This window comes from Sulfitobacter sp. 1A13353 (assembly GCF_043557255.1).
GTDB classification, from domain to species: Bacteria; Pseudomonadota; Alphaproteobacteria; order Rhodobacterales; family Rhodobacteraceae; genus Sulfitobacter; species Sulfitobacter faviae.
In genome coordinates this window covers 321371-345464 of sequence record NZ_JBIFFS010000003.1, presented here as the reverse complement: position 1 = coordinate 345464, position 24094 = coordinate 321371, and the positions used below count along the sequence as shown (strand labels likewise).

Here is a 24094-nt window from a genome sequence, read left to right as displayed (position 1 = left end):
TGCCCGAGCCGCCGTGGCGGCTTGGGCCATGAGCATTGTCGCTCTTGTTACTTATCGAGCCATACGTCGCGGAAACCGTCGTTCACGCCAAAGGCGGTGTTGACCGGGTTCTTCACATCGCAGCGGTAGATGGTGGGGAAGCCCAGTTCCAGAAGCCAGATGTTCGGCACATCCTCGACGATCGCGTCTTGGATCTCCTTATAGGCGGCCTTGCGCCCCTCCGGGCTGGCCATCAGGGCCGCTTCGGCAAAGAGCTTGTCGGTCTCGGGGTTTTGATAGTTTGCCACGTTGTTCCAAGGCGAACCGGGGGCGGCATTGTCGCCCATATAGGTCCGCGAAACGCCAAGCGCCGGATCGCCGTATTGGTAGAGATAGGTAAAGGCGAGGTCGAAGTCGCGGTCGGCAACCTTCTGGTTCCAGCCCGCCACATCCGAGGGCACGATCTCGGACTTCATGCCGATCTCGCTCAGGTTCTGTTTGACCGCCTCGGCCCAGCGCTGCCAAGTCTCACCGTAAGGCAGGCCCAAGATGCGGATGGTTTCGCCGTCATAGCTGCTCTCTTCCAGCAGGGCTTTGGCCTTTTCCGGATCATAGGAGATATCCGGCGTGTCGCCGTCATAGAAACGCGTGGAGGACGACAGCGGGCCGGTCGAAACCTTGCCCAGACCGTTCCACAGCGCGTCCTTGGCGAACTGGCGGTCGACGCCATGCATGATCGCCTTGCGCACCTTCACATCGTCGAGCGGCTTGTTGTCGTTGTTCACCCACATCCAAGACAGCGGACCGAAATATTCCCAGCCCTTGTCGGTGATGCAGGTATTCTCCATCGCCTGAATGCGCGCCACGTCGAAATTCTCGACCGAGCCGCCGGGCAGCACGTCGACCTTGCCGGTCTCATAGGCCACGGCGCGGGAGGCGGCGTCGGGGATCACATGGTAATAGACTTCGTCAACGTAGGGTTTCCCCTCCATATAGTAGTCTTCGTTCTTCACCAGATGGATGAAGCTGCCTTTTTCCCATTTGTCGAACTTGAAGGGGCCGGTGCCGATGGGCGTATTGTTCGCCTCGTTATTGGCGAAATCCGTGCCTTCATAGATGTGCTTTGGGATCATCGGCGCGGTGCCCGGCTCGAAAATACCGATGAAGGGGCCGAAGGGCTGCTTGAGGTTGAAGACCACCGTGTGATCGTCGGGCGTCTCGATGCTTTCGACATGTTCCATATAGGTGCGCATCCGCGAGTGGCTCTCGCGCAGGAACTTGTCCATGGAGAATTCGACATCCTCCGAGGTGAAGGGCTCACCGTCATGGAACACCACGCCCTCGCGCAGCTTGAAGGTATAGGTCTTGCCGTCTTCGGAAATCTCCCATGATTCAGCCAACTGCCCTTCGGGCTGGAGGTCGAAATCATAGCGCAGCAGGCTTTCGTATATATCGCCGCCGACCATCTGTGTCGGGCCGTTCTGCACAAGGCCGATCATCAGGCTGGGCGGCTCGGGCTGGATCACGACGTTAAGCGTGCCGCCGGACTTCGGCTCACCATCCTGCGCGGCCAAAGGCCCGGCCATCGCCAGCGCCAGAACGGTTGCGGTTAATTTAGTGGTTTTTAGCATGTAAATCCCCATTGGTTTTGCTGAAACTCGCCCAAGGGCAGCGTCCGATCTGACGTCGGCTTTTTGCAGTCGCTTGGGTGGTCGCCGCGAGATAGGCGGCGTCTTGGTGGCTCATTCACCTGTGGTGAATGATTGGATGTATCTTATGATCCCCTCCTTTGCGTCATCGATGTCTGCGCGCATTTCCGCAGCTGCGGCTGCGGGATCGCGATCCTCACAGGCTGCAATAATTGCCTGATGATGTCGAACCAGCCCCATCTGCTCTTGCGCATAGTACCCGGCGATTAGCGGCCCCATGCGGAGCCATAGCCCGCTCAGGATGGCCAGCAGGATCGGCATCTCCGCCGCCTCGACCAGCGCGAAATGGAACTCTTGATTATACTTCACCGCCTGCGGCCAGCGCCCGGCCACCGCTGCGGCCTCGTTCCGCTCCACGATCTTTTTCAAGCGGCGGATTTCCTTGGGGCCGACCATCTCAGCGGCGCGACCGGCGGCAAAGCCCTCCAGCTCGCGCCGGATGCTCGCGATTTCTAGATACTGCGCCTCTGTCAGCACCGGCACGCGCACATCGCGCACGCTACGCTGGACCAAAGCCTCATCCCGCAAGAGCCGCTGCACCGCGTCGCGCACCGGGGTCGAACTGGTGCCCAACCGCTCTGCCAAGCCGCGAATGGTGACCTTTTCATTCGGGCGAAGCCTGCCTTCCACCAAGTCCTGACAGACCCGATCATAGATCGCATCGCCCAATGAAACTTGATTGATCTCGGCCATCGCACCCTCATCCTTACTGGCCGACTTGCTGCCAGTTTTGATGCATGATGCATCATTTCTATTGAGCCTGCAAATTAAAACTGCGATGCTCCGCCACAACGACATCAGACCACAGGGAATGTGATGAAAGTCTTTTTCGACGAACGCCAGCTTGGCCATGCGCCGACACATTACTTTCGGCGCGGCGCGGCGATGCCGCATCAAGAACAGCCACAACGTGCTGAAATTCTACGCGATATGTTAATCGGCGAAGGGTTTGAGATCACCAAACCCCAGGACCACGGGCTTGCACCCATTAAAGCCGTACATAACCCTGACTACGTCGATTTCCTGCCCGATGCCCATTCCCGTTTCGTCGAAAGCGCGGGGCCGGATGCGCTGGCCATCCCCACCATGCACCCCGGCGTGCGGCGCGGGAAAGAGCCCAAGGACATTCACGGTCAATTGGGCTGGTGGATGACTGACACCTCGACCCCGCTGACCGAAGGGTCATGGGACGCGGCCTATTGGTCCGCCCAAACCGCCATTGAGACGGCCCAAACGGTGGCGACGGGTGCCCGCGCGGCCTATGCGCTCTGCCGTCCGCCCGGCCACCATGCGATGCGCGATTGCGCGAACGGTTTTTGCTTTTTCAACAACGCCTGTATCGCGGCAGAGCACCTGACCCAGACCTATAAGAAAGTCGCACTGATCGACATCGACGTGCACACCGGCAATGGCTCGCTCGATATCCTCTATGAACGCGGCGACATCTTCTTTTGCTCGCTGCATCCCGATCCGGCCACCTACCCCACCTTCTACCTTGGCCATGCCGATGAGACGGGCGAAGGCGACGGGGCGGGCAAATCACTAAACCTGCTGCTGGAGCAGGGCGCGCACCAAGATGAGGTGCTGGCCCTGCTCGACAAGGGCATCGCCGCGATCCGCGATTTCGGAGCCGAGGCGCTGGTCGTCTCGCTGGGCTTCGACATGGCCGCCGACGATCCGCTGGCCGCCGTGAAGGTCTACCCCGACGGCTTTGCCGAAATGGCGCGGCGCTTGGCGGCGCTGAACCTTCCCACTGCATTGATCCAAGAGGGCGGCTACCTTGGCCCCTCCCTTGCCGATAACGCAAAATCATTTCTCACAACATTCCGCGAGGCCACAGCATGAGCAAGACCCCCAAAGAAATGAACGGCGCGGAAAGCGTTGTGCGCAGCCTGCATGCGGGCGGGGTGGAGGTCTGTTTCGCCAATCCCGGCACCTCCGAGATGCAATTCGTCGACGCGCTGGACCGCACCAAACTGATGCGCTGCGTTCTGGGCCTGTTCGAGGGGGTGGTGACCGGCGCCGCCGATGGCTATGCGCGCATGGCGGGCAAACCGGCGGTGACCCTGCTGCACCTTGCCCCCGGTTTCGCCAATGCCGCCGCCAACCTGCACAACGCCCGCAAGGCGCGGGTGCCCATGGTCAACCTTGTGGGCGATCACGCGCTGCGGCACCAGAAATACGACGCGCCTCTGTCGGCGGATGTCGAAGGTGCCTGCGCGCCCTTCAGCGACTGGGTGCGTTCGGGTCGTGACGCGGACAGCTTTGCCGCAGATGCGATGACCGCCCTCGCGGTCGCCCAAGGCAAGCCGGGCAAGGTCGCCACGCTGATCGCACCCGCCGACATCGGCTGGGACGCGGGCGGCCAGAAGGCCGAGGTCGTGCCCCCCGCGGCCCCTGCCCCGCTGGACGAAGCCGCGCTTGATGCCGCGGTCAAAGCCTTGGAAAGCGGTGAGAAGACCGTGCTTTTGGTCGGCAGCGGTGTGCTGGAAAACCAAGAGGCGATGGCCTTGCTGCATGGTATCGCGGAAAAGACCGGGGCCGACATCCTCGCCCCGACCTCGAACCGCCGGTTGGAGCGCGGACAGGGGCGGTTTGCCGTCAACAAAATCCCCTATCCGATCAACGCGGCGCTCGAATGCCTTGCCCCCTACAGCCGCGCGATCCTGATCGAGACCCCGCCGCCGGTCGCCTTTTTCGCCTACCCCGGCAAGCCGAGCCTGCTGTTGCCTGTCGATTGCCACAACGTGACGCTCGCTCCCGTCGATGCCGATGGCGCCACCGCGCTGGCCGCTCTGGCGGACCGTATCGGTGCAAAACCCGCCACCCCGCGCGACCACGCGCGGCCCGCGGCACCCCAGGCGGGCGGCATCAGCCTGCAAAACCTCGGCGCGGCCTTGGCCAATGCGCTGCCCGAAGACGCAATCGTGGTGGATGAGGCGGTCTCCTCCGGCGGGGCCACTTTCCCGGCGGGCGACAGTGCCGCGCCGAACACTTGGCTCGCGCTGACCGGCGGGTCGATCGGCATTGGCATCCCCCTTTCCGCCGGGGCCGCCATCGCCTGCCCCGACCGCCCGGTGATCACGCTGCAAGCCGATGGCTCGGCCATGTACACCATTCAGGCGCTCTGGACCCAAGCGCGCGAGAATTCCAACGTCACCACCATCATTCTGGCCAACCAGTCCTATGAGATCCTCAAGGGCGAATTGCACAACGTCGGCGCCCAACCCGGCCCCGACGCGCTGAGCATGCTGAACCTCGACCGCCCGCAATTGGATTTCGTGGCCATGGCCAAGGGCATGGGCGTGCCCGGCAAACGGGTCGAAGACATTGCCGAGTTGATGCGCACCATCGAAGAGGCCGCGAAAGAGCCCGGTCCCTTCCTCATCGAAGCGATGCTGTAACCCCGAAAGGACACGCCATGCCCCTTGATCCAGACCTCAAGTCTCGCATCCTTCAGGCTGTCGAAGACGGATTTGCCGAACAGGTGAGCTTTACCCAAAAGCTCGTGCAAATGCCCTCCTTGCGCGGCCATGAACATGCGATCCAAGACCTGTTGTTTCGCAGCCTGCAAAGCCGTGGCTACGCGATGGACCGCTTCAAGATGGACCGCGCCGCGATCGAGGCGCATCCCGGCGGGTCGAAATACTCCGACGATCATTCCGACGCGCCCATCGTCGTGGGCATCCACCGCCCGCGCGATGAGCGAGGCCGCTCGCTGATTCTGCAATCGCATCTCGACGTGGTGCCCGAAGGCTTGCACGACATGTGGGACGATCCGCCCTATTCGGCCAAGATCGACGGCGATTGGATGTATGGCCGGGGCGCGGGCGATATGAAGGCGGGGGCGGCCGCGAATATCTTTGCGCTCGACGCGCTGCGCCGCATCGGGCTGCAACCGGCGGCAACCGTCTATGTGCAATCCGTGGTCGAGGAGGAATCCACCGGCAACGGCGCTTTGCAGACTTTCCTGCAAGGCTACACCGCCGATGCGGTTTTCATCCCCGAACCCGAAGAGGAAATGCTGGTCCGCGCCAACACCGGCGTCATCTGGTTTCAGGTGCAGTTGCGCGGCGTGCCGGTCCATGTGCGCGAAATGGGCGAAGGGGCCAATGCCATTGATGCCGCCACCCGCGTCATCACAGCCCTGCGCGAGATGGAGGAGGATTGGAACGCCGAGAAGGGCGAGCACCCGCATTTCGAAGGCGAGGCCCATCCGATCAACCTTAACATCGGCAAGATCGAAGGCGGCGATTGGGCGTCATCGGTGCCGTCATGGTGCAACATCGATTGCCGCGTTTCCATCTACCCGGGCCGCAGCGCCGAGGATGCCGCGCGCGAGATCACCGAGCGGGTCAAGGCCTTCGCCCAAAGCGACAACTTCCTGTCGAACAACCCGCCCCAGGTGGTCTTCAACGGTTTCCACGCCGAAGGCTATGTGCTGGAGCCGGGCAGCGAGGCCGAAGCCGTCTTGGAACGCGCCCATGAAGAGGCCATCGGCGCGCCGCTGCAATCCTTCATGACGGCGGGCTACCTCGATACGCGGGTCTATGCGCTGTACAACCAGATCCCCGCGCTCTGCTACGGGCCGAAATCGCGCAACATTCACGGGATCAACGAATCCGTTAGCCTCAGTTCGGTCAAGAAGATCACCCAAGCCATGGCGCTTTTCATCGCTGAATGGTGCGGGACCGAAGGCACCGCCCCATGACCGAGGCCGGGATCACGCCCCATGGCGGCCTGCCCCCCTTCCTCAGCGGCGTGCTGGTCGAAGAGACCGGGGCCCAGACCGACCTGCTGGCGCAAGACCCGCCCGCCTTTGACGCGGCCCGCGCAGCAGAGGTCGCGCTGCGCTGCTATGGGATCTCGGGAGAGATCGAACCGCTAGCCGCTGAAAAAGATGCGAATTTTCTCATCACCCTGACCACGGGCGAAAAGGCCCTGCTAAAGATCACCAATGCCGCCGAAGACCGGGCGGTGACCGACATGCAGACCGCGGCGCTGATGCATCTGGCCGCCGCCGATCCCGAACTGCCCGTGCAACGCATCTGCGCCAGCCTGAACGGCAAAGCTGCCGAGGTCGCCACCGCCGCCGATGGGCAGCCCCATGTCGTTCGCCTGATGTCCTTCCTCGGCGGCACCGTGCTCAGCAATGCGACCCCGCAGCCCGGCCTCTACCGCGCCTTGGGCGATTTTCACGCACGGGTCACCCTTGGGCTGCGCGGGTTCTTTCACCCCGCGGGCGGGCATTTTCTGCAATGGGACATCAAACAAGCGGGCCATCTGCGCCCCCTTCTGGCGGATGTGCGGGACGCCGCGCTGCGCCAGCAGTTGCAGCATAGGCTTGACCAGTTCGACGCGGAAACCGCCCCTCGATTGCCGCATCTGCGGGCGCAGATCGTGCATAATGACTTCAACCCCCATAACATTCTGGTCGACGCGCCACAGGCGCAGTACCCCGTCGGGCTGATCGACTTCGGTGACATGGTGCATACGCCGCTGGCCTGCGATCTGGCGGTGGCCTGCTCCTATCAACTCGGCCAAGGCACAGACCCGCTGGGCGCCATTTGCGAGATGGTCGCGGGCTTCGCCGCACGGCTGCCGCTGGAGGCCGAAGAGGTCGCGCTTCTGCCCAGTCTGATCCGCCTGCGCCATGCCACCACCTTGGCGATCGGCGCCTCCCGCGCGCGGCGCTATCCTGAGAATGCCCCCTATATCCTGCGCAACGCCGCCGCCTCGCAACGCGGGCTTGCCGCGCTCGACCATGTCGGCGACGCCGCCGCGATCAAAGCCCTGCACCATGCTGCGGGAACGGAGTGACCGATGACCATGATCAACGCCTATGACAGCGCCCAGGCCGAGGCCCTTAGCCCCGCAGACCGCGCCCTGATCGACCGCCGCGCCAAGGCGCTTGGCCCCGCCTATCGGCTGTTCTACGACCAGCCGCTGCATATCACGCGCAGCGAGGGTGTCTGGCTTTGGGATAAGGACGGGCGCAGATATCTCGATGCTTATAACAACGTCGCATCGGTCGGCCATTGCCACCCCCGCGTGGTCGAGGCGATCACCCAGCAGTTGGGCGTGCTGAACACTCACACCCGCTATCTGCATGAAAACGTTGTCACTTACGCCGAACGGCTGCTCGCCACCATGCCCGAAGCGCTTGGTCATGTCATGTTCACCTGCACCGGGTCCGAGGCGAATGACATCGCCCTGCGCATCGCCCGCAGCTATACTCGGCGCGAGGGCGTCATCGTCACCCGCCTTGCCTATCACGGGCTGACCGAGGCGGTGGCCGAACTTTCTCCCTCCTTGGGCGACTTCACCCCGCGCAGTTCGCGCATCCGGCTGATCGACGCCCCCGACACACTGCGCATTCCGGCAGCCCTGCAAGGCGCAAAACTCGCCGCCGATCTGGCCCAAGCGATTGCCGAGATGCGCGCCGATGGGATCGAGCCTGCGGCCTTCATCGTCGATACGATCTTTTCCAGCGACGGGCTGCACCCCGATCCGGCGGGGTTCCTGCAACCGTCGGTCGATCTGATCCGCGCCGAGGGGGGGCTTTTCATCGCTGACGAAGTGCAACCCGGCTTTGCCCGCACCGGCGATGCCTTCTGGGGGTTCCAGCGCCACGGTCTGGTGCCTGACATGGTCACGATGGGCAAGCCGATGGGCAATGGCTTCCCCCTTTCCGGCACCGCGATGCGGCCAAAACTGGTGCAAGAATTTGGCGAAAGGGCACGCTATTTCAACACCTTTGGTGGCAACCCCGTGGCCGCCGCCGCAGGCATGGCGGTGCTCGACGTGATCGCGGATGAAGGATTGCAGGACAATGCCACAGCCGTCGGCGGTTTTCTCAAGAGCGGTTTGCAAGACATCGCCACCCGCTACTCTGAGATCGGCCATGTGCGCGGCGCGGGGCTGTTTCTGGCGGTCGAATGCGTCACCGCGCGCGAGACCAACGCCCCCGATGCCGCCCGCGCCAAATTCGTGGTCAACCATCTGCGCCAGAATGGCGTCTTGATCAGCGCCACCGGGCCGGGGGCCAACGTGCTGAAAATCCGCCCGCCGCTTGTCTTGCAGCAGGCCGAGGCGACGCTGTTTCTAGAGGCGACCGAAGCCGCCTTCGCCGCCGCGCGGGCCGAGGGGGTTTAACCCTGCGGCCCTACTGCGCCTCGCGCAGGGACCGCTCCCGCGCGCGGGCCTCGGTCAGCCATTCCGGGTCCATCTGCGGCACCGATGTCAGCAGCCGCTTAGTATAGGCCTGCTTTGGATCGCCGAAGATCTCGTCACGCCCGCCCTGCTCCACGATGTGGCCATTCTTGAGAACGATCACCTTATGGGCAATCGCCTCTACCGTGGCCAAGTCATGGGTGATGAACATGAAGGTCAGGTCCAGCTCGGTCTGCAACCGCACCAAAAGCCGCAGGATCCCTTCGGCCACCAATTGGTCCAGCGCGCTGGTGACCTCGTCACAGATGATGAACTCCGGCTCGGCTGCCAGCGCCCGTGCGATGCCCACGCGCTGCTTCTGCCCGCCCGAGAGTTCGCTGGGTTTGCGGTCAAGGAAAGCGCGGTCGAGGTCGACCAAATCCATCAGTTCCGCCACCCGCGCCTGAAGCTCTTGCCCCCTGCGGCCCGTGAACTTGCGCACCGGGCGGGCCAAAATCTCGCGGATACTGTGGCGCGGGTTCAGCGAGGTATCCGCCGATTGATAGATCATCTGGATATTGCGCAGCGTCTCGGCCCCGCGTTTGGCCAGTTGCGGCTCAAGCGGCGCATCGTTCCAGAAAAACTGCCCGGCGACGGGGGGCAACAGCCCCGCGATGACCCGGGCGAGGGTAGATTTACCCGACCCGCTTTCCCCGACGACGGCAGTGGTCTGGCCGCGCGGAAAGGTGAAGTTGAGGTTGTCCAGAACCGTCATCGGCCCATAGGCCGCCGAAACCCCCTCGCAGCGGATCAGCGCCGGAGCCTCCCCCGCCTCTGCATCGGGGCGGCGAAACGACCGCACGGCCCAGAGCGAGCGGGTATAATCCTCTTGCGGGGCGTCGAGCATGGTCTTGGTCGGCGCGGTCTCCACCGCCGCGCCATCCTTCATCACGCAGATGCGGTCGGCCATCTGGCTCACCACCGCCAGATCATGGGTGATATAGATCGCCGCCGTGTCATATTGCTCCACAATATCGCGGATCGCGCCCAGCACTTCGATCTGGGTGGTGACGTCTAGGGCGGTCGTCGGCTCGTCAAAGATGATCAGGTCGGGGCGGCAGGCCATGGCCATCGCCGTCATCGCCCGCTGCAACTGACCGCCCGACACTTGGTGCGGGTAGCGAAAGCCGATCTCTTCGGGGTTGGGCAATTGCATCTGACGGTAGAGCGCGACGGCGTCCTGCTCTGCCGCCGTGCGGCCCGAGACACCGTGCAAACGCGGCGCTTCGGTATATTGGTCGATCAGCGTCTTGGCGGGGTTAAAGCTTGCCGCCGCGGACTGGGCGACATAGGCGATGCGTTTGCCGTGCAACCGGCGCAATTGCCCGCGCCCCATGCCGATCAACTCGGTGCCGTCGAATTCGACGCTGCCCCCGGCAAAGCGCACCCCGTCGCGGACATAGCCCATCGCCGCCAGCCCGGCGGAGCTTTTGCCCGCCCCGCTTTCGCCGACAAGGCCCAACACCTCACCCCGGTCAAGCTCCAGATCGAGCCCCTTGATGATTACATTGGGCCGCGCGCGGCTGCCTGCCTCAAGCCGGAGACCGCGAATGTTCAGAAGATTTCCCATATGCTTGGCCCCTGCTTGGTTAACTTTTCAGACCGCTGGCGCGGTGCAGCATCCAATCGACGATCAGGTTGATCGCAACGGTCAACAAAGCGATGGCAGCCGCCGGGATCAGCGGCGTGATATCGCCAAAGCTGATCAAGGTGGCGTTCTCTTTCACCATCGATCCCCAATCCGCCGTAGGCGGCTGAATCCCGATGCCAAGAAAGGACAGCGCCGCGATGAAGAGAAACACAAAGCAAAAGCGCACGCCGAATTCAGCGATCAGGGTGGACCAGATGTTGGGCAGAATCTCGCGCCGCAGCAGCCACGGCGTGCGCTCTCCGCGCAGCTTGGCGGCCTCGACGAAATCAAGGCCGACGACATTCATCGCCGCCGCGCGCGACAGGCGGTAGACCGGCGCCACATAGATCACCGCGATCACCCCGACCATATTGGGGATCGAGGGGCCGACAATGGCCAAGAGCATCAGCGCCAAGATCAGCGGCGGCACGGCCATCAACACGTCGACGAGCCGCGACAGGACTTCGTCCAGCCAACCCCCTTTAAGCGCGGCCAGCATCCCCAGCGTGGCCCCGACCGAAAAGGAAATGGCCGTGGTCAGCAGCGCCAGCCCGACCGTATTGCGCGCGCCAAAGATCATGCGTGACAGCATATCGCGGCCCAGATTGTCGGTGCCAAGCGGATGCGCACCACTCCACGGCAGATAGGCGTCGCCCACCACTTCCGTCTCGCCATAGGGCGCGATCCACGGGGCGAAAAGCCCGGTAATCGCCACCAGGACCAGCACCACCATGCCAAAGATCGCCGAAGGGGGCGCGGATTTCAGCAAAGATTTCATCGTTATCTCCCGTGCCGCAGACGCGGGTTCGACATGATCGAGATGATGTCGGCCAGAACGTTCAGCGTGATATAGACAGCGGCGAAGAACAGCCCCACGGCCTGCACCACCGGGAAATCCCGGCTGGAGACGGCATCGACCAACAACTGGCCCAAACCGGGGTAGGAAAAGACGACCTCAACCACCACCACGCCGACCACCAGATAGGCAAGGTTCAGCGCCACCACATTGACGATCGGCGCCAGCGCGTTGGGCAGCGCGTGTTGCAGAATGATGCGCCAGCGCGGCACGCCCTTGAGGCGGGCCATCTCGATATAGGGCGAGGCCAGCACGTTGATGATGGCCGCCCGCGTCATCCGCATCATATGCGCCACGACCACCAGAATAAGCGTCAGCGCGGGCAGAAAGCTGCGATAGAGCGCGTCCCAAAGCCCCGTGGCGCTGTCGATCCGTGCCAGCGTCGGAAAGACGCCTGCTTTGATCGACAAAATCAGGATCAGGACATAGCCCACGAAAAACTCGGGCATGGAGATGGCGGAAAGCGCGGTCAGGTTGACGCCGCGGTCAAACAGCGTGTTGCGCCACAGCGCCGCCAGCAGCCCAAGGATCACCGCCAGCGGGGCGGCAATGACGGCGGCATAGACGGCCAGAAACATGGTATTGGCAAGCCGCGGCCCCAACAGCTCAGACACCTCGCGCCCCGAGGCCAGAGAGGTGCCGAAATCACCGTGCAGCACGCCGCCAAGCCAATCAAAATACCGAAGATGCGCTGGTTGATCGAGGCCGAGTTCGGCGCGAAAGGCCGCGAGGGTCGATTCAGTCGCCGATTGGCCAAGGATTTGCTGCGCCAGATCACCGGGCAAAAGTTCGATGCCAACGAACATGAGGGCGGATACGACAAAGAGGGTCAGAATGCCGAGGGACACTCGGCCGATAACAAGCTTCTGAAGCCGGGACATTTTAAGGTTTTCTCCGGCCCGGGGCGGGCCATTGGTGCGGGAAACGGACGGCCCTTGGGGGCCGCCCGCGTGAAGCTGTGGCTTAGGACATCCACCAGCGTTCGATGAAGCGCTGGCTGTCGAGATCCCACATCTCGGACACTTCCTCGGGCATCTGAACGCTCTCGCTCATGGCCGAGACATATTGACCAAAGGCCGGGATCAGCGCGCCGCCCTGCTCTTTCACGATCTTCTGCATCTCGCCGTACATCTCGGCGCGGCGGGTCTGGTCCAGCTCGGGCCGGGCCTGCAACAGCAGCTCATTGAAGCGCTCGTTGTCCCATTTGGTCTCGTTCCACTCCGCATCGGCGGCATAGCCGGTCGAGAACATGAGGTCAGGCGTCGGACGGCCACCCCAATAGGAACAGCAGAAGGGCTTTTGCAGCCAGACGTTCGACCAATAGCCGTCATCCGGCTCGCGCTTCACTTCGATGTTCAAGCCAGCAGGCCGCGCGCTTTCGGCGAAGAGCACGGAGGCATCCACGGCCCCGTTGAACGCCGCATCCGAAGTCGAAAGCGTCACGTCGAGGCTTTCCAGCCCCGCCTGTTTCAGATGGTACTTCGCCCGCTCCGGATCATAGGTGATCTGTTCCAGATCGTCGTTGTAATAGGGCATGGAGCGCGAGATCGGTTGGTCATTGCCCACGGTGCCATAGCCGCGCAGAACCTTTTCGATCATGTCTTCGCGGTTGATGCCGTATTTCAGCGCCATGCGCACGTTCAGATCATCGAAGGGCGCCGTGTTGGTCTGCATTGGCATGATGTAATGCAGGGTGCCGTCCTGGGTGTGGATCTTCACGTTGGGCGCGCGGCCCAGAAGGTTGATGGTTTTGAGGTCGGGCCGGTCGATCAGGTCGACCTCACCGGTCATCAGCGCGTTCATCCGGGCCGCCGGGTCGCCGACTTTCAGGATCACGACCTTGTCGAAATGCGCGCGGCCTTCTTTCCAGTAGTCATCGCGGCGCGAGAGTTCGACCCGCACGCCCGGCTCGAAGACATCGATCACATAGCCGCCGGTGCCGATGCGGCTGTTGGGGTCGATCGTGCCATCGCCGGTGTCTTGGCGAATGCCGAGGTGGTAATCATTGAAGATGAACGGGAAATCCGCGTTGCCGGCGGCCAGTTCAAAGATCACGACCTTATCGCCATCGGCGCGGATATCGGTGATCTGCTCAAGCAGCGGTTTGATACCGGATTTGGACTCGGGCCCCATGTGGTGACGGATCGAAGCGATCACGTCATTCGCCGTGGCCGCCTTGCCGTCCGAGAATTGCGCATTGTCGCGCAGGCGGAAGGTCCATGTGGCCGCATCGCTGCTGGCCTCAAAGCTCTCTGCAAGGTCGGGCTGGGCGGTGCCGTCGGGGGCGATCTCAGTCAATGTGTTGAAGACCGCATAGCCGCTGGCGAACATGAAGTCGTTGTTGAAGGTCGCAGGATCAAGGCTGTCGGAGGTCGAGCCTTGGGTAAAGCCCACCCGCAGGGTGCCGCCCTTCTTGGGTTGCGCCTGTGCCCGCGCTCCGCGTGGCAGGATCAGCCCTGCCCCCACGGCGGCGGCGGTCCCGGCTAGAAAGCTGCGACGGCTCGGGCCGGTTTGACGGTTTGTGAAATTGGTCATTGTATCCCCCTTTGTTTGTTTTCTTGCTCGAACGCTCTGACAAAGCGCTCGGCGTCTTGCTGCGGTGCCGCGTCATTGGCCGCCGCCCTCGCACTGGCGTGGGCGCTTTGCCCAGCCGCAGGCGCGGTCGAAACACGCGGCCAAAGGATGGCGCGCGCCCCTCTGCGCTGCGATCCGTCGCGGCATTTCGCCCGCCGCAACGATCTTGGCCATAGGCATAGCCGGTTCCGACGCCGGGGTATAGATACCCCGGTCGCCTGTCGCGAAGTTACGTTACGGCTAGTGATGTTTTACGGGAAGATCAAGATGTTGAGGGTTGGCGGGTGGGAGACCTCCCCCGCCGCCCCCTCCTGCGACCGCTGCAAACCGGCGGTCAGTCGGGGCTACAAACCGCCTTAGAAATCCCTTAGCTTTGGCCGCCCGTTGACCGAAACATTGTCGATATCCTCAAGCTTAAAGCCGCGTACCAAGGACGGTATCATCATGCAGACCAGCACAAAGATCGGCAGCCCCACCACGGTGATCACCTGCTGCAAGGCGGTCAGCCCAGTGTCGCCCGTCAACAGGATCAGCATCGCCGCCACCAGCCCTTCGGCAAGACCCCAAAAAACCCGCTGGCGCACGGGGCCGGGTTTGGCATGGCCGGTGCAAAGCATATCGACGACCAGTGAAGCGGAGTCCGACGAGGTGGCAAAGAAAATCGCGACGATGATGATCGCCACGCCTTGGACGAAGAGCGTGAAGGGGAAATGCTCAAGAAAGACGAAAAGCGCGAGGGGGATGCTCTCTGCCACCGCCCGGCTGATCTCGCCCGCCTGATCGCCCATCGCTTCCCGCGCCGCCGTGCCGATGCCGTCAAAGCCGATGGCCTGCCAACCGAAGATCGAGAACCAGATCAGCGTGAAGGCCGTCGGCGCAAGCAGAACGCCAAAGACAAATTCGCGAATGGTCCTGCCGCGCGAAATCCGCGCCACGAACAGCCCGATGAAGGGCGACCAGGTCACGGTCCACGCCCAGTAAAAGACGGTCCAATCCCCCTGCCAGCCCCAATCCCCGTTCGACGGGTTCCGATTGGCCAACATATCATTCCAAAAGGCCAGCCGCGGCAGGTTTTGCAGATAAAGCCCCGCGGTTTCGACAATGCCGCGCAAAAGAAACAGGGTCGATCCGGTCACCAGCACGAAGATCATCAGCAGAACTGCCATGCCGATGTTGATATTCGACAAGAGCTTCACCCCGCTGTCGAGCCCCGCCACGATCGAGCCGACGGCGACCATGGTCAGCACGGCGAGGATCATGATCTTCAAAAAGGTCGAAGCATCCCAGCCGAAAAGCTCGGACAGGCCCGCCGCGATCTGCGAAGAGCCGAGACCGAGGGACACCGCCACGCCGAAGATCGTGCCCAAGATGGCCACGATATCAATGGCTTTGCCCACCGGCCCGTGAATACCCTCACGCAGTAGGGGATAGAAAACCGAGCTGACGCGCACCGGCAGATCATAGCGGTTGATGAAATAGGCAAAGGCCAGACCCGGCAGCGTGAAAATCGCCCAAGTGTGCAGCCCAAGGTGATAGATCGCGATTGAAATCGCATCTTTCGCCGCCTGTTCCGAATAGGGTTCCACCCCCGGCAATGGCGGTTTCTGGAAATGGCTGATCGGTTCGGCCACGCCCCAGAACATGAGCACGGTGCCGATGCCCCCGGCGAAAAGCATGGTGAACCACGACAGGTTCGAATACTCCGGCTCAGAGCCTTTCGGCCCCAATCGGATATGGCCGTGGCGCGACGCGGCGGCCCAAATCAGAAAACCCAGCCAGACATTCACGCCAAGAATGAAGAACCAGCCAAGATTGGTCACGACCCAAGCCCGACCCACGGCGAAGATGTCTCCGAGGGGTTCGGGCACCGCGATCAACAGCAGAACGAAAAGCGCGGCGAGCCCGGCTGAAATGAAAAAGATGACCGGGTCTGTTTTCAGGCCAAGACGCCGTGCGAGATTTTCCACCTATTTTTTCCTTTGTTGTTCGTTTCCTTGGTCGGCCCTGCGCCCCCTTTAGGGCATCACCGGAGCCTCGCCTTTCGATGACATGTCCGGCTCATCACGGCTGCGGATCTCCATATTCCCTCGCAGACGTGGCAGAGCTTGGGGATGCTCTTTTTGCAGCCAGTCGATCATCTTCTCGCGGATTTCACAGCGCAGATCCCATGCCTGTGGTGAGGTCCGTGCGCTGACAAGACCGCGCACGGCGATACTGTCTTTCTCGGTCTCAGAAACCTGAAGGTTGACCACCTGCCCGTCCCATAGGGGGGAGGCTTTGGCCAGTTCCTCAAGCTTCGCGCGCATTTCGCCAATCGGCACCGTGTAATCGAGATACCAAAACACCGTCCCGATGATCGACGCGCTTTCGCGGGTCCAATTCTGAAACGGCTTTTCGATAAAATAGGACAGCGGCACCACCATGCGCCGCCAATCCCACAGGCGCACGACGACATAGGTGGCGAAGATCTCTTCCACCCAGCCCCATTCGTCTTCGACGATCACCACATCTTCGAGCCTGATCGGCTGAGTGATGGCGATCTGAAGCCCCGCGATCAGATTGGTCAGCACCGGGCGGGCCGCCAGCCCAACCACCAGCCCCGCCGCCCCGGCCGAGGCGAAAAGCCCGGCCCCGTATTTCTGCACGCTTTCAAAGGTCAACAGCACCCCAGCGGCGGTGAAAATCCCCAAAATGATGGTGACGGTCCGGCGCAGCACCCGCGCTTGGGTCACGAACTTGCGGGCCGAAAGATTGTCTTCGACATCCAACCGATGCCGCCGCACGGCGCGTTCGGCGAAATGATTGGTCAGCAGGATCAGCGTCCAGCCCACGAGGATGATCAGCAAGACCAGAAACAGATGCGCCGCACCGTCCTGCCAGCCATAGAGCCGTACATTCGGCAGCACCCAAGCGAGCGCCGCGACCACGGCAGCAAGGCGCAGCGGTCTGCGGGCCCGGCGCAGCAAGGACCGCCCAGTGATGTTCTTTTCCGAGATTACGCGGTCGAGAATGCTGGATCCGATCCAATGCGCCGCCAGCCCCGCCGCGCAGGCCAGAAGCACGGCAAGCAAGGGGCTAACGAAATCGGGCGCGGCTTCAAGCTGCGTCGCAACACCTGTCGCTATGCGGTCCAGCGTCTCCATCGCTTAGGCCCACCAAACCACCATCGCCAGCGTGGCCACAACAAGCAGCCCGGCCCAGAGGGTGCGATCCTGCCACAGCGGTTTCTCCCATTGGGTAAAGATCTCCTTGGCCTCTTCCCCCTGCCAGACAAGGTCTTCGATATTCTCTTTTTCCTTCGGCGAGGTGGCGTAGGAAATACCGAAATGCAGGATGATCCCGATGGTCATCATGATCGAGGACATCACCGTATAGTGGATTTCCGGCAGCCCCATATAGGCCCAGTAATTCGTCACCTCTTTCAACACGAAAAGCGGAATGCCGATGATGAGGCCAAACATGATCGTCCAAAACGCGCCGTTGCCGTTCAACCGTTTGAACATCAGGCCGAGGATATAGACCACCACGATGGTCGGCACAATATAGGACAGCGAGGATTGGAAATAGCTGAACAGGCTTTCAAACCCGGCAATCATCGGGGCATAGATCGCACCAAAGACCATGACGCCCGCGGTGACCAGCTTGCCCATCCAGACCTGACGTTCTTCGCTCACGTTGAACATCGGCTCGGCAAAGTCCTTTACCACCAAGGTCGAGGCGGAGTTCAAGGCGGAGTCGAGCGAGGACATGATCGCCGCAATCAGCGCCGCCATGATCAGCCCGCGCACGCCAATCGGCATCAACTCAAACGCCAGCGTGGGGAAAGCAAGGTCAGGCGTTTCAAGATCGGGGTAGAGCTTGAGCGCAATCACCCCCGGCAGCACCATCAAAAAGATGTTCGGCAGTTTCAGGAAACCGGCGAAAATGGCCCCGATCTGCCCTTCCTTTAGGTCCTTTGCTCCCAATGTCCGCTGAACGACGAACTGGTTGATCGTCCAATAGTAAAAGCCGAGCAAGATAACGCCCAAAAGCCCCGTCCACGGCAGGAAATCATCGTCCGCGGGCAGGATCATATGGGTCATATCTTCGGGCGTGCCGGTGAACAGTTCCTCCCAGCCGCCGATCTCATCAAGGCCGATCCAGAACAGGGCCGCGGCCCCGATGATGAGCAAGATCGCCTGTACCGTGTCAGTGACAACCACCGCGGAAAGCCCGCCCAGAATGGTGTAGATGCCTGCGACCAAGGCCAGCACCGCGACGGCAGCCCAAAGGTTCAGGTAGCCGGTGACGTTGGAGATGACCAAGCCGCCCGCATAAAGCGCCCCGGCGGTGTCGATGAACATGATGGCAAGGATGGTGAAAAGCGAAAACGCCCGACGTGAGCGGACGTCATAGCGCTCTTCCAGAAATCCCGGCACGGTCGAGATCTTGGCCCGCAGGTAAGACGGCAGAATGAAGATCGCGAATAGGATCAAGACCAGCGCCGCAGTCCATTCGTAGTTGAAGATCACGACGCCATTCGCATAGGCCCCGCCCATTAGCCCCACAAAGCTGGAGCCGGACATGTTGGAGGCAAAAAGCGAGAAACCGATCAGATACCAAGGCAGCGACCGACCGGCGAGGAAATAATCCTCGGACCCGCCGGATTGTTTGCGCGAAACGTAAATGCCATGGGCGACGACACCGATAAAATAAGCCACCACAATCGCATAGTCGATCAGGTGTAGATCAAATTTCGCGCTCTCCATCATGCTCTCCTAAAATATTCTTTGCGCCTAATTCCGAGGTTGGCCCGCGCGGCCAGTGGCTCAGTTGTCCTCTTCCCAAGGCTCCATTTCCTGCAATTGCTTCTCGGTCGCCGAGACATAGGCCCGCAGATCGTCCCCGCCCAAACGGCGCAACTCGATCATATCCAGCGGCACAGCGACCTGCGTTTCGCCCAAGCCAAGGAAGCCGCCGATGTCGAGGATCACCATTTTGATCTGGCCATCTTCGCTAAAAGTGACCTGCGAAATTTCACCGATCCAATTGTCGTTCTGGCCAAAGACCGCGAGCCCGAGGAATTCTTCGGAATCCAGATCGCTCAATTTAACGATCTCGATCTTCTCACCGCCCTCACGCATATCGGCAGCGCGCAGGCGCACGTCGTCTTCGTTGTATTCAGGGGCGGCTTTCAGATCTTCTTTCTGGCCGGTATAAAGCAGAAAGAACTCGTTCTCTTCATCCGCGTCCGGCAGGAAACGCAGATCATCAAGGGACAACACCCGCGTCGCCCCTTTGCCCAGAAATCCGCCCGCATCGACGATGATGCCGCGCAGTGTTCCGTCGCGGGTGATGACCACTTCGGACACCTGCCCGGCCATGGTCCAGCCTTCCATCGGCTCTTTCAATTCTTCGAGGTCGATATCGGCCAGCGGCGCATCCTTGGCGGGCAGAAACATCTTGTGGCCATTCAGGCTCGACAGGGCGATCATCGTGTCTTGGGGAATGAATTGCGGTGTCTCAGTCTCGGATCGCAGTGCCGTCGCGGCGAGGCTGCCAATCAGCGTAATTGCTAGAAGCGGCGCATTTCTCATGACTATCTCCTGCTGAAAATTCGGGCGGGCGAGGCCGGTAGCATCATGGGGATAACGGTAACTTGATGAGATAGTTCCCTTGTTACGTGAATTTACAAGACCTGCACCGCCAGCGCGCCTGCGTAGATCACCAACAAGCCGATGCTCTCCCAACCGATCCCCTTGCGCTGGCGAAAGATCAGGCCAAGGATCAGAACCGCCGTCATCATCATCGCCACGGTGAGCCAGAACAGGTCATCCGCCGTGATCGCGTGATAGAGCGAGCCGTCCCGATACCCGATGTCCGACAGGGTCAGGAACAGCGTGTCGAACGTATTGCCGCCGATGATCCCGCCCACGGCCAATTGCAGCGCCCCGCGCCGCACTGCGACGAGGGTGGTGACAAGCTCGGGCAGAGAGGTGAGCACCGCCGTCATCGTGGCCCCCACCACGGTATCCGACAGGTCGAACCGGTCCGAGATTTCCGCCGCAATCCGCGCCACGGCGAAGCCGGAAAGACCCATGAGCACCAGCAAAATCAGAAAGGGCACGACCAATGCGCCCACGGGTTTCTCGGCCTCTTCGTCGTCCTCCGGCTCATCCGCGCGGGTGTCCGAGGTGGATACCGGATGCCACATCGGCTCTTCCCGCAGCCGGGCGGTGGCCCGCATGCCATAGGCGTAGAGCGCGAACAGCGCGACACTGGCGGGATGGACACCCCAGAACGCCACCTCCGGCGCGGTGAAGGCCATCAGCGGCACCGTCAGCAGAAGCAGCAGCAGCCCCGCTTGAAAGACATTCGCCAGATCAGCTGCCGCATGTTCGAGGTTGGCCCTACGGTAAATCATATCCGCTAAGGCCAGAAAGGCCGTCTGCGCCGCGATCCCCCCGATGCCGTTCGAAAAGGCCAATGAGGCCCGCCCGTCCAGCGCCGAGGTCAGTGAGACGACGGTGCCAGACATGGAAGTGGCCGCGCCGAGCAAAGCCGCGCCAACCAGCGCCTCCCCCCAGCCGGTCCGGTCCGCGATCTGGTCGCTGAGCCCCGTCATACGGTAGCCGGTCACGAGAATGATAAGCCCGGCGAGGCCGCCAAGAGCGAAGAGGATCGGGGTGGAAAGGCTTGCAAACATGCCCGGTCAACGCGCGAGGGGGCGATCCGTTCGCGAATTAGTGAAAAAGTTCACAAAGTTCCGGAACCCCACGGGAAGTTTACCGTTGTTGTGATGCAGACCTATTTTTTAAGCGGAGCCGCAATTTATGGCAAAGCTCTTTTCACGGCGAGCTATTTTAGCCCAAATCGCACTTGGTACAGGTGCCGCGACAGTCGGATTGCCGGTGCAACACGCCTTTGCCGCCCGCGATGACCGGCCTTGGGCGTTTTTCACGAATGACGAAGCGCGGTGGATGGCCGCCGTGGTCGATGTTTTCATTCCCCAAGACGAGTTTCCCTCGGCCTCGCAAGCCGGTGTGGTCGACTTTATCGATTACCAGATGGCCACGGCCTATGGCGCGGGGAAAGGGCTCTACCTTGAACCGCCTTTTCCCGATGGGGCTGTGGCGGAACAGGGATATCAGCTTGAATTCACACCGGCCCAACTCCTCCGCCAAGGAATAGAGCAGGCGCGCCAATTGGGGGATTTTGCCACGATGGATGCCACTGCCCGCGCCGATCATGTCGAAGAACTATCGAACCGGGATGATTTTATCGGCACGCTGATCGCGGAACTGTGGAAGCTGACCCGGCAGGGGTATTTCGCCGATCCGATCTATCTGGGTAATCACGATTACGCCGGCTGGCGCATGGTCGGGTTCCCGGGGGCGCATGCCTATTACACTGAGCGGGTGGACGAACACGAACGCTCGGTCACGCCGCCGCCGCGTGGCATTGCCCATGATCGTGGCGGCTCCCCCTATCCGCCCCGCGCGATTGGCGGAGGGTCTGACTGATGACACCCAGAACGCTTCCCAAAACGGATGTCTTGATTATCGGCGGTGGCTGGACCGGCCTGACTGCCGCCTACGAATTGGCCCATGCCGGACAGCGCTGCGTCGTGCTGGAGCGGGGCAAACAACGCCATACCGCCACATCCTTCGGCGCGCCCGAGGAGCATGACGAGCTTAAATACGCCCACCGTTACGAGCATATGGTCGACGTCAAGAAAGAGACGCTGACCTTTCGCAACAACCGTGACCAACGAGCGCTGCCGATGCGGCGGCTGGGGTCTTTCCTGCCCGGATCGGGCTTGGGCGGTGCAGGCATCCATTGGAACGGCCAGCTTTGGCGGCCCCTGCCCTCTGACCTTGAAATGCGCAGCCATTACGAAGAGCGCTACGGCAAGGATTTCATCGGCCCCGAGCTTAGCATTCAGGACTGGGGCGTCACCTATGATGAGCTTGAACCACATCTCGACTTTTTCGAACGGATTTGCGGAGCCGCCGGGCAAGCTGGCAACCTAAACGGCGACGCACTTGCCGGGGGGAACGTCTTTGAGGGGCCGCGCAGCGCGGATTACCCCAACCCGCCGATGCGCCAGCCCATCTCCAACACGCTCTTTGGCAAGGCGGCCGAGCGGATGGGGTTGAACCCCTTCCCCATGCCCTCGGCCAATGTGACCAAAGCCTATGTAAACCCCTATGGCGCGCAGCTGCACCCCTGCACCTATTGCGGCTTTTGCGAGCGTTTCGGCTGCGGCTACTATGCCAAGGCCGACCCGATCATCTGCGTCTATGACCGGATCAAGGACCACGAGAATTTCGAGATCCGCCTGAACGCACAGGTGTTGCGCATCGAGAAGAGCGAAGACGGCAAGACCGCCACCGGGGCGATCTATCTTGATGAGAACGGCGAAGAGGTCTTTCAGCCCGCCGACACGATCTGCATGAACGCCTATGCGCTGTGGAACGTGCATCTGATGCTCGTCTCCGGCCTTGGCAAACCCTATGACCCCGAGACCCGCACCGGCGTCGTTGGGCGCAACTACAGCTATCAAACCGTGGCCGGGGTCGATGCCTTCTTCGACGACAGTGTGAAAACCGACCCCTATATGGGCGCGGGCGCGCTCGGCGTGGTGATCGACGATTACAACGGCGACAATTTCGACCATAGCGATCTGGGCTTCGTCGGCGGCGGCTATATCGCCTGCAAACAATACCATGGCCGGCCCATCGGCTATCAGCCGGTGCCCGAAGGCACGCCGAAATGGGGCGCGGAGTGGAAACGCGCGGTGCGCGAGAACTACAATCATCACGCCGATCTTGTGGTGCATGGCTCTTCGGTCTCGACGCCCGAGAATTACCTCGACCTTGATCCGACATGGACCGATGCCTATGGCCGCCCGCTGCTGCGCATGACCTTCGATTTCCCCGAGAATGACCGCAAGATGTCAGACTATGTGATGCAGCGCGCGATGGAGGTCGCCCGCGAGATGGACAATGTGACTTCCGTCAGCGGCAGCAACAACGCGGCGATCGACAGCCACTATGACATCGTCCCCTATCAGACCACCCATAACGTCGGCGGCGCGGTGATCGGCACCGACCCCGAGACCAGCGTGGTCAACCGCTATGGCCAGATGTGGGACCATCACAACGTCTTTGTTTTCGGTGCCTGCCTGTTCCCGCAGAACCTTGGCTACAACCCCACCGGGCCGCTGATGGGCCTCGCCTATTGGACGCTTGAACACATGAAACGCGACTACCTGCCGAACCCCGGCCCCTTGATGGATGCCTAAGACAGATCGAAAGGACCGCCCCATGACATTCCGTACCGTTCTGACGACCTGTAGCGCGATCGCCGTTCTCGGCATTTCCGCCGGTTTCATCCGCGCCCAGAATTACGAGGCCGCCCCCGGCATCTCGGCGATGGAGCAACGTTTGCAAGACAACGTTCTGCGCTTCAACGCGACAGTGAACACCGAGGTCGACGACGATGTGCTGGAGCTGGGTCGGCTGGTCGCCATGGGCGGATCCGAGGCGGGCGACAGCGGCATGGCCTGCATCACCTGCCACGGCGGCGATGGCGCGGGCGACGGCTCGGGCGCCTTCCCACGGCTGGCCGGTCAGGCCGGGTGGTACACCTATAAGCAGCTCAAGGACTATGCCTCGGGCGACCGGCAGAACCGCGTCATGTCGGGCATCGCCAAGAAGTTGACCGAAGAAGAGATGGAGGCTGTTGCTGCCTATTACGCCACGATCGCGGCCCCCTATACTCCGCCCTTGGGCGATGTGGATGGCATGACATTGCAATGGGGCGGCCAGCTTGGCGCTGTCGGCTCGGCTGAGCGCGGCGTGCCCGCTTGTGTAAATTGTCACGGGCCAAGCGGCCTCGGCAACCCGCCCTCGGTGCCCTACCTTGCCGGGCAATATGCCAGCTACATGGCGCATCAATTGCAGATGTGGAAAGAGGGCAAGCGCGACAATGACGTGGACAACGTCATGTCCGCCATCGCCAAAAAGATGACCCAGAAAGATATCGAAGCCGTCAGCGCCTATTACAACCGTGTCCGCCCGACGCAGCCGCTGCCGCCCGAGACGTCACCGCTGTTGGAGCCTTCCACGGCGCCGACGCAGTGAGCTGAGG

Annotated in this window: 19 protein-coding genes; 8 read left to right on the top strand and 11 right to left on the bottom strand. The window is 61.8% G+C overall.

Going from position 1 to position 24094, the window contains the following annotated elements:
* Positions 1-47 precede the first annotated feature (47 nt).
* Both ACGYLO_RS08905 and ACGYLO_RS08900 read right to left on the bottom strand, forming a co-directional pair.
* Positions 48-1622, bottom strand: a complete 1575-nt coding sequence (locus ACGYLO_RS08905) for an ABC transporter substrate-binding protein (RefSeq protein WP_271689233.1) — start codon at positions 1620-1622, stop codon at positions 48-50.
* Positions 1623-1721: 99 nt separating this feature from the next.
* Positions 1722-2540 carry a GntR family transcriptional regulator gene (locus tag ACGYLO_RS08900; RefSeq protein WP_394376395.1) on the bottom strand — a complete coding sequence of 273 codons (819 nt, stop codon included), beginning with the start codon at positions 2538-2540 and terminating at the stop codon, positions 1722-1724.
* On the opposite strand from ACGYLO_RS08900, the gene ACGYLO_RS08895 reads away from it, so the two are divergent.
* From ACGYLO_RS08895 to ACGYLO_RS08875, 5 genes are read left to right on the top strand one after another with little or no spacing between them, the layout of a single operon-like run.
* Entirely contained in the window at positions 2505-3533 is a 1029-nt protein-coding gene (locus ACGYLO_RS08895; RefSeq protein WP_271689231.1) for a histone deacetylase family protein, read from the top strand. The genes ACGYLO_RS08900 and ACGYLO_RS08895 overlap by 36 nt on opposite strands.
* On the top strand, positions 3530-5092 hold the full coding sequence (locus tag ACGYLO_RS08890; RefSeq protein ID WP_271689230.1) for an acetolactate synthase large subunit: 1563 nt from the start codon (positions 3530-3532) through the stop codon (positions 5090-5092). Before ACGYLO_RS08895 ends, ACGYLO_RS08890 begins: the two co-directional genes overlap by 4 nt.
* Positions 5093-5109: 17 nt before the next feature.
* On the top strand, positions 5110-6399 hold the full coding sequence (locus ACGYLO_RS08885) for an ArgE/DapE family deacylase (protein WP_271689229.1): 1290 nt from the start codon (positions 5110-5112) through the stop codon (positions 6397-6399).
* Entirely contained in the window at positions 6396-7508 is a 1113-nt protein-coding gene (locus ACGYLO_RS08880; RefSeq protein ID WP_271689228.1) for a phosphotransferase, read from the top strand. Before ACGYLO_RS08885 ends, ACGYLO_RS08880 begins: the two co-directional genes overlap by 4 nt.
* Before the next feature lie 3 nt (positions 7509-7511).
* Positions 7512-8843: an aspartate aminotransferase family protein gene (locus ACGYLO_RS08875; protein WP_271689227.1), complete on the top strand. Its 1332-nt coding sequence runs from the start codon at positions 7512-7514 to the stop codon at positions 8841-8843.
* Between the two features lie 10 nt (positions 8844-8853).
* On the opposite strand, the gene ACGYLO_RS08870 is transcribed toward ACGYLO_RS08875, so the two are convergent.
* From ACGYLO_RS08870 to ACGYLO_RS08830, 9 genes are all read right to left on the bottom strand, one after another.
* The gene (locus tag ACGYLO_RS08870) at positions 8854-10470 is read right to left on the bottom strand and encodes an ABC transporter ATP-binding protein (protein WP_394376394.1); all 1617 of its coding nucleotides are present in this window, start codon (positions 10468-10470) and stop codon (positions 8854-8856) included.
* Positions 10471-10489: 19 nt separating this feature from the next.
* Positions 10490-11308 carry an ABC transporter permease gene (locus ACGYLO_RS08865; RefSeq protein ID WP_082852164.1) on the bottom strand — a complete coding sequence of 273 codons (819 nt, stop codon included), beginning with the start codon at positions 11306-11308 and terminating at the stop codon, positions 10490-10492.
* A 2-nt stretch (positions 11309-11310) separates the two neighbouring features.
* Positions 11311-12267 (bottom strand): ABC transporter permease, encoded by a 957-nt coding sequence (locus ACGYLO_RS08860; protein WP_271689225.1) that lies wholly within the window; start codon positions 12265-12267, stop codon positions 11311-11313.
* An 82-nt stretch (positions 12268-12349) separates the two neighbouring features.
* Positions 12350-13921, bottom strand: a complete 1572-nt coding sequence (locus ACGYLO_RS08855; RefSeq protein WP_271689224.1) for an ABC transporter substrate-binding protein — start codon at positions 13919-13921, stop codon at positions 12350-12352.
* A 395-nt stretch (positions 13922-14316) separates the two neighbouring features.
* Positions 14317-15927 carry a BCCT family transporter gene (locus ACGYLO_RS08850; RefSeq protein ID WP_394376393.1) on the bottom strand — a complete coding sequence of 537 codons (1611 nt, stop codon included), beginning with the start codon at positions 15925-15927 and terminating at the stop codon, positions 14317-14319.
* Positions 15928-15975: 48 nt separating this feature from the next.
* The gene (locus ACGYLO_RS08845) at positions 15976-17103 is read right to left on the bottom strand and encodes a mechanosensitive ion channel family protein (RefSeq protein WP_271689222.1); all 1128 of its coding nucleotides are present in this window, start codon (positions 17101-17103) and stop codon (positions 15976-15978) included.
* A 3-nt stretch (positions 17104-17106) separates the two neighbouring features.
* Positions 17107-18708 (bottom strand): sodium:solute symporter, encoded by a 1602-nt coding sequence (locus ACGYLO_RS08840; RefSeq protein WP_271689221.1) that lies wholly within the window; start codon positions 18706-18708, stop codon positions 17107-17109.
* 60 nt (positions 18709-18768) lie between these two features.
* Complete coding sequence (locus ACGYLO_RS08835; RefSeq protein WP_271689220.1) at positions 18769-19536, bottom strand: PRC-barrel domain-containing protein; 768 nt, start codon at positions 19534-19536, stop codon at positions 18769-18771.
* 92 nt (positions 19537-19628) lie between these two features.
* Complete coding sequence (locus ACGYLO_RS08830; protein ID WP_271689219.1) at positions 19629-20645, bottom strand: sodium:calcium antiporter; 1017 nt, start codon at positions 20643-20645, stop codon at positions 19629-19631.
* Between the two features lie 205 nt (positions 20646-20850).
* Between ACGYLO_RS08830 and ACGYLO_RS08825 the strand changes: the two genes are divergently transcribed.
* The 3 genes from ACGYLO_RS08825 to ACGYLO_RS08815 are packed head-to-tail and all read left to right on the top strand — an operon-like array spanning position 20851 to position 24087.
* Positions 20851-21462: a gluconate 2-dehydrogenase subunit 3 family protein gene (locus ACGYLO_RS08825; RefSeq protein WP_231886308.1), complete on the top strand. Its 612-nt coding sequence runs from the start codon at positions 20851-20853 to the stop codon at positions 21460-21462.
* Positions 21462-23246, top strand: a complete 1785-nt coding sequence (locus ACGYLO_RS08820) for a GMC family oxidoreductase (protein ID WP_271689218.1) — start codon at positions 21462-21464, stop codon at positions 23244-23246. The genes ACGYLO_RS08825 and ACGYLO_RS08820 overlap by 1 nt, the downstream gene beginning before the upstream one ends.
* Positions 23247-23268: 22 nt before the next feature.
* Complete coding sequence (locus ACGYLO_RS08815) at positions 23269-24087, top strand: c-type cytochrome (protein WP_271689217.1); 819 nt, start codon at positions 23269-23271, stop codon at positions 24085-24087.
* Positions 24088-24094: the final 7 nt, after the last annotated feature.